The sequence below is a fragment of the Blautia luti genome, from assembly GCF_013304735.1.
Taxonomy (GTDB): domain Bacteria; phylum Bacillota; class Clostridia; order Lachnospirales; family Lachnospiraceae; genus Blautia_A.
On the sequence record NZ_JAAITI010000009.1, the window covers coordinates 40,976 to 53,644 of the forward strand.

At 43.2% G+C, this 12,669-nt stretch carries 10 protein-coding genes; 1 reads left to right on the top strand and 9 read right to left on the bottom strand.

Translation table 11 applies throughout. The features are described from left to right. Window positions 1–4 precede the first annotated feature (4 nt). The 7 genes from asnS to G5B06_RS07015 all read right to left on the bottom strand — a co-directional run bounded on the left by asnS (window position 5) and on the right by G5B06_RS07015 (window position 9,629). Window positions 5–1,396, bottom strand: a complete 1,392-nt coding sequence (gene asnS / locus G5B06_RS06985) for an asparagine--tRNA ligase (protein WP_173762349.1) — start codon at window positions 1,394–1,396, stop codon at window positions 5–7. Between the two features lie 178 nt (window positions 1,397–1,574). Next, entirely contained in the window at window positions 1,575–3,056 is a 1,482-nt protein-coding gene (locus G5B06_RS06990) for an InlB B-repeat-containing protein (RefSeq protein WP_173762350.1), read from the bottom strand. A 52-nt stretch (window positions 3,057–3,108) separates the two neighbouring features. Next, on the bottom strand, window positions 3,109–4,599 hold the full coding sequence (gene galT / locus G5B06_RS06995) for a UDP-glucose--hexose-1-phosphate uridylyltransferase (protein ID WP_173762351.1): 1,491 nt from the start codon (window positions 4,597–4,599) through the stop codon (window positions 3,109–3,111). A gap of 138 nt (window positions 4,600–4,737) precedes the next feature. Further along, entirely contained in the window at window positions 4,738–7,191 is a 2,454-nt protein-coding gene (locus tag G5B06_RS07000) for a hypothetical protein (RefSeq protein ID WP_148445910.1), read from the bottom strand. Window position 7,192: 1 nt separating this feature from the next. Next, window positions 7,193–8,362, bottom strand: a complete 1,170-nt coding sequence (locus G5B06_RS07005) for a class I SAM-dependent methyltransferase (RefSeq protein ID WP_173771631.1) — start codon at window positions 8,360–8,362, stop codon at window positions 7,193–7,195. A 98-nt stretch (window positions 8,363–8,460) separates the two neighbouring features. Then, window positions 8,461–8,835, bottom strand: coding sequence for a hypothetical protein (locus tag G5B06_RS07010; protein WP_148445912.1), 375 nt, complete (start codon window positions 8,833–8,835; stop codon window positions 8,461–8,463). Between the two features lie 92 nt (window positions 8,836–8,927). After that, window positions 8,928–9,629, bottom strand: a complete 702-nt coding sequence (locus G5B06_RS07015) for a 5'-methylthioadenosine/adenosylhomocysteine nucleosidase (protein ID WP_148445914.1) — start codon at window positions 9,627–9,629, stop codon at window positions 8,928–8,930. Between the two features lie 205 nt (window positions 9,630–9,834). Here G5B06_RS07015 and G5B06_RS07020 point away from each other — a divergent pair, with 205 nt between their 5' ends. Then, window positions 9,835–10,083, top strand: coding sequence for a TIGR03905 family TSCPD domain-containing protein (locus G5B06_RS07020; RefSeq protein WP_173762352.1), 249 nt, complete (start codon window positions 9,835–9,837; stop codon window positions 10,081–10,083). Window positions 10,084–10,150: 67 nt separating this feature from the next. Here G5B06_RS07020 and G5B06_RS07025 read toward each other — a convergent pair whose 3' ends face one another. Beyond that, entirely contained in the window at window positions 10,151–11,767 is a 1,617-nt protein-coding gene (locus G5B06_RS07025) for an MBL fold metallo-hydrolase RNA specificity domain-containing protein (RefSeq protein WP_173771622.1), read from the bottom strand. 383 nt (window positions 11,768–12,150) lie between these two features. Next, on the bottom strand, window positions 12,151–12,621 hold the full coding sequence (locus G5B06_RS07030) for a DUF6147 family protein (RefSeq protein WP_180215121.1): 471 nt from the start codon (window positions 12,619–12,621) through the stop codon (window positions 12,151–12,153). Window positions 12,622–12,669: the final 48 nt, after the last annotated feature.

The window sequence follows — 12,669 nt, forward strand, 5'->3', positions numbered from 1 at the left end:
ATCATTAAAGATCGCAGTTCTTTACAGTTCTCGGGAACGGAATCACATCACGGATGTTACCCATACCTGTGAGATACATAACGCATCTCTCAAATCCAAGGCCAAATCCGGAATGACGGGTAGAACCGTATTTACGAAGATCCAGATAGAAGTCATAATCTTCCGGTTTCAGTCCAAGCTCGTCCATACGTGCTTTCAGTTTACCGTAATCATCCTCTCTCTGGCTTCCTCCGATGATTTCTCCGATTCCCGGTACAAGGCAGTCCATAGCTGCAACTGTCTTGCCATCCTCATTCAGCTTCATATAGAATGCTTTGATTTCCTTTGGATAATCAGTAACAAATACCGGTCTCTTGTAAATCTGTTCTGTCAGATAGCGCTCATGCTCTGTCTGAAGATCGCATCCCCAGAATACCTTATAGTCAAATTTGTCATTGTTTTTCTCAAGAATCTCAACAGCCTCTGTGTAAGTTACATGTGCAAACTCAGAATTAAGCACATGGTTCAGTCTGTCAAGAAGTCCCTTATCTATGAAAGAATTGAAGAAATTCATCTCTTCCGGTGCGTTCTCAAGGACATAACGGATCACATATTTCAGCATAGCTTCCGCAAGCTCCATATCATCCTGAAGATCTGCAAATGCACACTCCGGCTCGATCATCCAGAACTCAGCTGCATGACGGGTTGTGTTGGAATTCTCTGCACGGAAAGTCGGTCCGAATGTGTAGATGTTACGGAATGCCTGTGCATAAGTCTCACCATTCAGCTGGCCGCTTACAGTAAGGTTGGTCTCTTTTCCAAAGAAATCCTGTGAATAATCTACCTTTCCATCTTCTGTCATCGGCATGTTCGCAGGATCAAGTGTTGTTACCTGGAACATCTCTCCGGCACCTTCACAGTCACTTCCTGTGATCAGCGGTGTATGCACATAAACAAAGCCTCTCTCCTGGAAAAATTTATGGATGGCATATGCACAGAGAGAACGTACACGGAATACAGCCTGGAAAGTGTTGGTTCTCGGTCTTAAATGGGTCATAGTTCTTAAATATTCAAGGCTGTGACGCTTCTTCTGCAGCGGATAATCCGGTGCGGAAGTTCCCTCTACGGATACCTCTGTTGCCTGGATCTCGAATGGCTGCTTCGCCTGCGGGGTAGCTACCAGTGTACCTTTTACAATGATGGCTGCTCCAACATTCAGTTTGGAAACTTCTGCAAAATTCTCCATATTGTCATGATATACAATCTGAAGAGTCTCAAAAAAACTTCCATCATGAAGTACGATAAAGCCAAAAGCCTTGGAATCACGAACGCTTCGTACCCAGCCGCCTACGGTGATCTCTTTATCGAGATACTGTTCACGGTTTCTGTAAATTTCTTTCACTGTTGTCAGTTTCATAATCTATACCTCATTCCTCATATTCAGGATTACACGTCCCTGCGGACTTCCAAATGTCCGTATCGAATTAAGTATAGACTATTCTTATGGTTCGTGCAAGGAGTAATTCTCACAGGGATAAAAAATCCCGCATACCGGACAGATTCCGGTATGCGGGATCAGCTTTGCTGTCAAACCGTTAATAATAGAATGAATCAATGCTTCCTGTATTCAGATAAATCACGCAGTAATAATAGATTCTCTTGAATGTTTTGGTTGTATAATGAAGTCCGTCGTCACTGACACTGTCTTCCCCATTATAAGAAGCGTTGGTTCCGTATCCGGTTTTCATCAGTACACTGTAGGTATCAATATACTTGTAATTTGCAGAAAGTCCCGAGCGGATCTTGCTGTTAAACTCTCTGACCTGTGCCTCTGTTCGGCTTCCTTTTCCTGCTTTCGTAATCATGGTACTGTTAAGCGGATTTACAGACATGTAAAACAGTTTACAGTTTTTACTTTTCAGTGTAGATGCAATATTGGTCATATAGCTTACATAATTGCTTGCATTCGCCATATCATTTACACCAAGATTAAAGACTACCGCCACCGGAAGAGATCCTTCGGCTTTCTCAACCTCTTTAAGCAATTTTGCATAGCCTTCACTCTGGAACCAGCTCAGGCCCTGGCCTGCACTTGCCACAAAGGAAACTCCACTGGACGATGAACTGCCGATCTGCTTATTCAGTGTTGCATACATTCCAACTGTACGGGAATCTCCTACAAAAATCACTTTGCTGTATTTCATTCCGACAGCCGGGCGTGCCATCTCATCTGCTGTAATATCTCTCTCTTTAGAGCGGTTAAATACTGTAGCATACAGGCCGGTGTTTTTGCTGACTTTCAAAAGTTCGCCTGCTTCATAATCCGGAGCTGCCGCTGAGCCGGAGCGTTTAGTCTTCGACCATCCCATAAACGTATATCCTGATGCATTGGATGCGGAAGGAAGCTTCAGGTATCCGCCTTTTCCAAGCGTTACCGTCTTCCATACGGTTCCGTTTGCCTTGCAGAGATTTACACTGACTGACTGCATCTGCACTGCATAGTATTTGATGTTGCCTGCTATCTTGATCTTTGTTCCTGCTTTTTTTGCGGTGGAAGACTTGCCATTCTTGGTTGTGGACCATCCCAGGTTTACATAACCAGTTCTGGACGGTACGGAAGGCAATGTATAATAAGTGCCCTCTTCCACACTCTTGGTAAGTTTCTTGTAGGCAGCATTGGTGCTTCCGTTTCCGAGATAAAAACTTACTGTATAGTACTTGCTCTTTCTGCGAACCGCATACAGTGTCATATCTTTTTTGACTTTTACACTTGCGCCGGCCTTATATACAACCTTGGTGCTTCCTTTCTGTGTGGTCCAGCCAAGGTTCTGATAACCGACTGCTTTCGGAACGGACGGAAGCTTAATCGTTGTGTTCAGTGTGACATTCCGTGTCAATGATGTATAGGTTTTGCTTTTACTGGTACCGGAATTGTTATTAAACTTCACAGTATAAACAAGTTTACTTGCTGATACCTTCTGCGAAGCAGCTGGCATAAGAATCAGTGCCATCGCAGCAAGTGCCAGTACAAGCCATTTTATTCGAAAGGCTTTTCCGGTTCTCTGTGTTTTTTTCATATAAATAAACTCCTCCTGAAATACATACCCATCACCGGTGCGCCTCCGTATACTACAGAGTGTTGATAAATCTCATAAATGCCTCTCTGCCCTCTGGTGTGCATTTATAAACACCGGCATCCTCCAGCACGTGAACAAATACATTGCCCACTTCTTTGCGGAGAACTTCCTGAATATTATCTTTGTCAAGTTTCTCATATTTCGGCAGAAATTCTGCAACCCATGCGGCATGTTTCTCAATCTTCTCGTTGGAAGCAATATCTTTGCCGCTTAAAATATACTCTTCCAGAAGTTCCAGTTCCTCTTTCAGGCGAGCCGGAAGAACTGCCAGTCCCATAACCTCAATGAGACCGATATTTTCTTTCTTGATGTGATGATACTGTGCATGAGGATGATAAACACCAAGGGGATTCTCGTCTGTTGTAATGTTGTTTCGAAGTGTCAGATCCAGTTCAAAAGTATCTCCCACTTTACGTGCAATTGGTGTAATCGTATTGTGAGGCTCCCCATCTGTCTCTGCAAAAACAAATGCCGCTTCATCTGTATAACCTCTCCAGTTCGCCAGCACATGTGTTGCCAGATCAATCAGTCGTTTCTCATCTTTACTGCGAATACGTAAAACAGAAAGCGGCCACTTAACAATACCGGCTTCCACATCTTCATATCCCGGAATCGTCACATGTTTCTCAATCTCAGCCTTCGCCATGGCAAACGTATAATGTCCGCCCTGGAAGTGATCATGGCTCAGGATAGAACCACCAACAATCGGAAGATCTGCATTGGAACCAAGGAAATAATGCGGGAACAGCTTCACAAAATCAAACAGCTTGATAAATGTATTTCTCTCAATCTTCATCGGAGTATGTTTGCTGTTAAATACGATGCAATGTTCATTGTAGTAAACATATGGGGAATACTGGAAGCCCCATGGACTGTCATTAATCGTAATTGGAATAATTCTGTGATTCTCTCTCGCCGGATGGTTCACCCTTCCTGCATATCCTTCATTCTCCGGACAAAGCAGGCATTTCGGATAACTGCTGGACTTCACCAGTTTGGCAGCTGCAATTGCCTTTGGATCTTTTTCCGGTTTGGACAGATTGATGGTGATATCGATCTTACCATATTTGCTGTCTACTGTCCACTTCTGATCTTTTTTCACACGGTAACGTCTGATGTAGTTGCTGTCCTGGCTCAGTTTATAAAAGAAATCCGTAGCTTTTTCCGGATCTTCTTTATAAGCATCCCAGAACTCTTTCTGCACCTGCGCCGGACGTGGCATCAGACAGTTCATAAGTTTTGTATCAAAGAGATCTCTGTATACGACACTGTCCTCAATAATGCCCCTCTTTACAGCTTCATCAAGAAGCTCATTCAGAGTTTCCTCAAGGTCAATTTTAGCATATTCTGTCTCCGGTTCTGTATATTCGCTTTCACCGAAGGCATCCAGAAGAAGATTTGTTGCATAGATTCTTTCACATTCCGGTGTAATACCACTCTCCACTCCATATTGCACCAGTTTTTTGATACTTTCACTTAACATTGCATTTTCCCCTTTCCTGTCGCGCTTTTTCCGGAAAACGGGTGTATGTTTCACCACGTTTTCCGATTTATGCCAAACGGGATTTCCCGTATGCCATTCTGCTGTAACCCCAGGGCCTCTGTCCGGCCATTTTTTATATTACTCGGTAATATTTTCTATATAAGTAAGAAATACATTTCCCGCACTTTCAAACAGTGCTGTACTGTCATTCAGTCCATATGGCGCTGTCTGTCCTGTAGACGGATCATAAAGATACGTATTGTATTCATCATACCCTACAATCACCACACTGGAATTTTCTCCTGTTTTGGCAATTACAGGTCTCTGGGCACTTACCTCATAAAGAACACTGTCAAGACTGCAGCCAGTCAGGTCAATCACGGTTCCGGCATCTCCCAGGCCATCCTGAAGCTCTTTCTTTTTCCAGTTGGCTGTACGTATGATTTCCGGTACATCCTCTATATTCAGCTGCATCTTTGTCTTCTTATTTCCACGTTCCCATACGTACTGCTGGGCACGGTTAAGAACAACTCCTGTCTGGTCATCTGCACGTTTTACAGCAGCCGCAGGATCTGTATAGATCCGGTCAAGCGTACCATATGCATAGACATAGTAGAGTTCTCCCTGTGGAACTGTAGTGTCCAGTGTTACCGGTGAATCCTCTGTACTTTCAATTTTTGAATAAACAAGCAGCGGATTATCGGTTTCCGGTTTCTGATTCATGGTCAAACGAATCATGGTTCCGGCACGGTTTGTAGTAATCAGAGCTACATCCACCTGACTTCCGGATGCTTTTTTGTTATTCATGATATTATCTTTTTTCTGAACAGCATAGGCATTTCCGGATTTGGCAGAAAGCTCAAACTCCATCATGGTACTGCCGACAGTTACATTTGTGATATAAAGTCCGTCCTGATGGTATTCTTTCTTTACCTTGCCTTTAAAACTTTCAATGCGGAAAGTACTGAGACCTTCTGTCTCATGTCCGTTGGCATCGGTAAGGATGTCCGCATCCGAAAGAATTCCATATACAAGATCTTCATTCATAAATCCCAGAACCCGCAGTTTCTGCCCATTCTCCGGGGAAAGATCTCTTGTTTTCAGTGAATCAAATTCAATCTCCCTGATTTTCCCCTGGTCATCTCCGGAGGTAATCAGCCATGCGGCATGTGCCTTGGTATCGGAAACCACAAAATGATTCTGTTTGATACCTTCTTCCAGAACCTCTGAAGTTCCCGTCTCAATATCTACCTGATAAAGTTTCTGGGCAAAAAGCAGAAACAGCTGATTATTTTTGTTTACATAAGTAAGCGTACCAAGATCTTCTTTCAGAAACTCGTAAGATTCCGTGCTTGGTATGAAAACTTTTTCTTCTACCACATTCCGGTCGCTGTTGTAATGATAGACACAGACACCGCTGTATCCTTCATGAACACCGCGGTTCATATAACCATATAATACAAAATCCACATCTCCATTATCAGCCACACGAATGATCTTGATATCGTGCTCGTTTCGCACATATCGCGAATCATTCTCTTCATCCTTGCGGAAACTGAAGATTCTTGTAATCTTACCACTTGACGGTGCATAAGACCAGAGATCTCCATCCTGTTCAAAAACAGCAATTTTTCCATCGCCGTTTACTGCATAGGTGACATTTTTGTCCCGGATTCCAAGAAGAAGGCCTGCATCCGAAACAACTGTCTGAGATGGATCAAAAACTTTTGTTGCAGACCGTTTGAAATCAAGAAGCATGATTCTTGTTTCTGTGTAACGCATACGGTAAAATTCCGTAACATCATAAATTTCGGTTTTATCCTCATCATTCTGTGCGGAAATCTGATAATTCAGTGTAATACTTGCGGTCGTCTCATTGATATCATCAATCAGCGGAACGCCTTCCATATAAAGTTTTGGGGAAAGTGAACCCCAGCTGATGTTGGACAGTCCTGAGTTAATCGTAATATTATTAAAATTCGTTCCACTGGATGTATCTTCCGCTTCCAGGTAACCGGCCAGGGTATCTGCCTGTTCCTTATCAAGACATTTAACAGAAAAATCTTTTACAAACTGAAGATACTCCTCTGTGTTCAACTGCGTTCTGGAAACCACCCTGGTATAGTAATAAACTTCTCCCTCATTGGTATCCAGTGTAATCTGCATGGAATATTCCTGGTTCATGCGAAGATCGCTTCCTATTTCGATCTCCGTACTCAGATATCCATTTTCTTCTTTTGTAAGATTCTTGATCTTACGGTTCTCCATAACCTTGCTTCCATCTGAAGTCCGTACTTCATAAGCAAGTCCTGTTACTGTATCTGAATATGGATTGATTTCAAAAGTCACCTTTTTGGTTGTATCCAACGGTGTAATACTGCCACGCATAAAATCTGTCTGCATCTGCTGCTTATAGCCATACATTTTATTCGCCTGCGTGCTTCCAATTTTTACCATTACTTCCGGAAGCGTGGCATCATTCATATCAGAACGGTTATCCGTAGACTGACTGTTCATCAGAAGTGACGTACCTGCCACAACTGCCACAAAAATCACCAGCAGTATTGCTCCCTTGCGTAGGATTTTTTTCATGTCACTCTCCCTTCTGTGAGGCTGACTCATCCGGATAGAGGAGCCTGTCCAGTGTAGGATTCACGTGAAGAGCTTTCATGGAGTCCGCAAAACTGTCCCTGCTCTTTTTCTTTCCGGTTTTTACTGCACGGATCAGAATGTTCTTCGGTGTGTGTTCCATATCAATAAATTCAAGCAGCTGCGTATCATATCCCTTACTTTCCAGCAATTCGGCACGCAGACCGTCTGTAATCAGTGCCGCCATACGCTCTTTCAGAATCCCATATCGCATAATCGGCTGTAAAGTTTCATTTCTGATCTGACGGTTCAGTTCATGCTGGCAGCACGGAACCGAGAGAATTACCTGTGCCCCCCATTCCACCGCCTTCGCAAGGGCAAAATCTGTAGCTGTGTCGCAGGCATGAAGCGTCACCACCATATCTACAGAAGAAACGCCCTCATATCCGGCGATATCTCCCTGATAAAAATGCAGCTTGTCGTAACCGTAAGATCTGGCAAGTTCACTGCAGTGACGGATCACATCTTCTTTCAGATCCAGACCTATGACATTTACATCGAATCCCTCCAGCTCCCGCAGATAGTAGTACATCGCAAATGTCAGATAGGACTTTCCGCATCCAAAATCCAGAATCGTAATCTCTCTGTCTTTTGGAAGTTTCGGAAGAATATCCCGGATAAACTCCAGAAAACGGTTAATCTGTCTAAACTTATCATATCGGGAAGCAACAATTTTCCCGTCTTTTGTCATCACACCCAGGTCTACCAGAAACGGGGCTGCCGTTCCCTCCTTGAGAATATACTGTTTTACCCGGTTGTGGGGCGCAATCTTTACCTTCTCATTCTGTGTGGTTTCATGATGTTTGGTTTTGATGGTTGCCTTTCCTTTTTTGCTGATAAGAATGCTTCCATCCTGACTGCGTCCGGTTGCCTGAAGCTGTCGGAATTCCTCCATGGCATGTTCCAGATAATCAATCATCTCTTCTCTTGAATAATTCTTATGATAAACCTTCGGCCCCTCAGTCATGGACGCCTGGTAAAAAATCTTTCCTTTCAGCTCCACAGGACGAAGCTTCACCTTGGAAGGTCCCTCGCCGGTCCTGCGGCCGCTGACAACAGCCTGAATCAGCTGTTCATTAATCTGTTCTTCTAAAAATTCCCTTATTGTTTTCATCATACTTCCATTATATTCATTTTTTGTTTTATTGTATATGGACAGATGTTGGACGAACCTGTCATTGATTCTGTCCTCATCCAGGGGTAAGCGTATTTTCAACGTGGAAAATACGACCTGCATCTCCGTCTTCTGCATCTTCTTCTGGAAATCTCCTGATATACCAGTACTTCAATCAGATCATCCAGAAAACCTCCCGGCATTTCCTGTGCACTGGTATCTGCTGCCATTTCCTCTTTTATCTGGCTGCATATATGATAAAGCATGAAACGATCCGGATATTCATCATAAAGACGGCTGCCTTCATAATCCAGAAGCTGACACTGTGCTTCCGCCTTCTCCTGAATCTTTCTGGCTGTATCCGGATAGTAGGATCTCATCAGATCAAATTCTCTCTCCTGCTCCCGCTCTTCATTATAAAAAACAGGATTCCCCTGTGCAGCATAAAACGGATAAAAATCTCGATAAAGCATAACAGTCCTTATGTCCTCTCTCTGCTATCTCTTCCAGTATATGCAGCAGAAATACGACGGTTCCCGTTCTGCCTGTAAAGCGGATATCCCTATTATGCCATCTGTTTCAGCATTCCCTGTGTCAGGCGGACACTATGCTCAATGGCAAGTTTCTCAAATGCAGGATAATCCATATTTGCACTGTTGTCTGCCTTATCGGAAATTGCACGGATAATCAGAAACGGTACCCCGTTAAGGGCTGCTGCCTGTCCAATTGCCGCACCCTCCATCTCAACTGCATATGCACCAAATTCTTTTACAATGGCATCCTTCACGCCCTGATCACATACAAACTGGTCTCCGGAAGCAATTCTTCCCTCAAAAACCTGAATTTCCGGATTTACTTCCTCACATACATTGTGAGCAATTTTACGCAGGCACTCATCTGCCTGGAAGGAAAATTCCTTCATCTGCGGAATCTGTCCCTTCGGATATCCAAATCCTGTTGCATCCATATCATGATGAAGAACATCTGTGGAAAGTACGATATCTCCGATGTTGATATCATTATTCAGACTGCCTGCAATACCGGTATTGATTACAGCCTCTACCTGAAAAAGATCCACCAGAATCTGGGTACACATTCCCGCGTTTACCTTACCGATTCCGGACTGTACTACTACTACTTTCTTTCCTTCCAGAATTCCTTCATAGAAATCCATGCCAGCTCTTGTTGTAATGGAAACATTCTCCATAACTTCTTTCAGTCTTGCAACTTCCTGCTCCATTGCACCTATAATTCCAACACATTTCATGATCTGTAAATCCTCTCTTTCAATATAGTATCCCTCTGAGTTTCTGTTTTTTTCTGCCCAGAAGTGCTTTTTCTTTTTCTACAACGTTCATTATAACAAATTTTATTTTTTATGGAAACTTTTTTTGAGAGATGATATAATCGGAAGATACAGAAAGTCACTGCTCACTTTGTGAACAGCAAATAAATATAAGGAGGTACCATTCATGGTTTATAAGACAAAAGGTGTCTGTGCTCAGGGAATTGAGTTCGAGATCGACGATAATAAGAAAGTTCACAACATCAAATTCACAGGTGGATGTTCCGGAAATACTCAGGGCGTTGCCCATCTTGCAGAAGGAATGGATGCAGATGAAGTAATCAGCCGTCTGGAAGGAATACGCTGTGGATTCAAGCCTACTTCATGTCCGGATCAGCTGGCAAAAGCTATCCGTCAGGCACTGAACGAAGGCTGATCTGCCAATCAGAGATTCTGTTAAATCATCACCCTGCGAAGATTTTCCGCAGGGTGATTTTTTTCTGTCAGATATCCGTTCTGTCCCATTTATCACACAGTGACTGAATATCTCTTGCAAAACGATCCAGATCTTTGTTCGGGCAGCCTTCATTCTTCCGGATTATGGTCATCAGGCGGCGTCCCATAGCCAGAAGTTTCTCGTATGCACGTGCAGCTTTGGTTGTCTTCGGTGAAGCGGTTGCCTTTACAATACGGACTCCCACAGCTTCATGGATACATTTATTCTCCAGAAGGTCATATTCGGTTCCGCTGAACGGCGCTGTGGCATCATATCCCAGTTCTTCTCTCAGTCTCTGTGCAAAAACCTCTGTTACCGTATCGTCTCCATGTGTGACAAACACATGCTTCGGTTTCGTCTCAAATGCCTTCGCCCAGTCCAGAAGCCCGTTTACATCTGCATGGCCGCTGATTCCGGGCATCCTACAGATTTCCGCTGCTACCTGCACAGTCTCACCAAACAGTTTCATCTCTGTGGCACCTTCCAGCAAAGCCCGGCCAGGTGTTCCAATTGCCTGGTATCCTACAAAAAGTACTGTATTTCTCGGGTCCCACAGATTGTGTTTCAGATGATGCTTGATACGTCCTGCATCGCACATACCGCTGGCGGAAATAATCACCTTGCAGTTTTCGTCAAAATTGATGGCTCTGGAATCATCTGTAGTAACTGACGTCTTCAGACCCTGGAAAGACAGTGGATTAATCCCCTTCTTTAAAAGATCCATCGCTTCTTCATCATAGCAGGTGTAGGCATTCTCACTGAAAATCGTAGTTGCCTCATTGGCAAGAGGACTGTCTACATATACGGTAAATCCATCGTGTCCATGGACCAGACCCATCTCCTTGATCTGACGAATAAAATACAACATCTCCTGGGTACGGCCTACTGCAAAGGACGGAATTACCAGATTACCTCCTCTGTCAAAGGTTCTCTGGATAATCTCAGCCAGCATAGCCGGATAGTCCGGCCTCTCTCCGTGACTTCTGTCTCCATAGGTAGATTCCATAACAACATAATCTGCCTCTTTAATATATACCGGATCCTTAATCAGCGGCTGATTAAGATTACCGATATCACCGGAAAATACGATTTTTTCCTTTTTATCATCCTCGGTGAGCCAGATCTCAATGCTGCTGGAACCAAGAAGATGTCCTGCATCTACAAAACGTACCTCTATTCCTTCTGCAGGTTTAATAATCTTATCGTACGGACATCTGACAAAATTCCGAAGCACTCCCATGGCATCTTCCATAGTATAAGCAGGTACAAATTCCGGCTTGCCTTCTCTGCGGCCCTTACGGTTTCTCCATTCTGCCTCAAACATCTGGATGTGTGCACTGTCACGAAGCATAATATCACAGAGATTGCAGGTCGCCTCTGTTGCATAGATCGGTCCCTGATAACCCTTGGCATACAAAGCGGGAAGATTTCCTGAATGATCCATATGTGCATGCGTCAGAAGCACAAAATCCAGATCACCTGGAGCTACTGGCAATTCCTTATTTTCGTAGTAGTCCGGTCCCTGTTCCATTCCATAATCTACCAGGAACTTCCGGCCCGCCGCTTCCAGATAATAACAGCTTCCGGTCACCTCATGCGTTGCGCCGATAAATGTTATCTTCATGCATAAGCCCCCTTTTCCGTCCGGTGTTTTAAAAATTTCTGTATCACAGAAAGCGCTGAATCTGGCAATCATACAGAGAATTTCCTGAAACACCGCAATTTATAAAATAACGTGTTCAAACAGAATTAACGGACATTCTGTTTAGAAACGGCTTGTTATTGTATTTATTATACACGAAATGTTTTATTTTTGACAGTCTTTTTGTGGAATATATCGAATTTTTAGAATTGATTTTTGGAGAATTGTTTTTATTTTTCAGAATATTTCAGAATTTTTGAATTCTCCCCGGCGAAGGTAATGTAAGTTTACTGGATTTTTGTTTTTTTTAAAAGGGGGTGAACATCACCGGGGATTGAATTTTGGATTTTTTTATTTGATGATTGTTATTTTACCAGAACGCCTTTGGTTAAGGTTGAGACAGATTCTTTACTTCCGTCTTTTGCTGCATGATAGCCACGTACACGGTAGTAGTAGCCGCTTGGTACAAGTACTGTTAAGTTTTTATCAAGATTGGTAGCATTAGAGGCTGTAAATTCCCAACTCTTATATGTAGAATATGTTCCCTTCACTTTTCGCTCCAGTGTTAAAGTCAAATAAACTGTACTGCAGACATGATGGCACTGTGTAATTCCTGAGATGGCAACTTTATTGCTGGCCAATTTATTGATAGCTGTAGTTCCAAAGTTCAGATTATTTCCACGTAACATGCTATACGTTGTATCTTCAGCAAAATCTTCATCTGTTTCCAGATCACTATCGGCTATTTCTCCGGCTGAAGCAGTAACTACACCTATACTACCAAGACATAATACTAAAAATAAGATTCCGAGCACTCTTTTCATTTTTCCTATCATACTTGCTCCCTTCACTCCTGTAACTTCCATTACATAAACTTATACGAT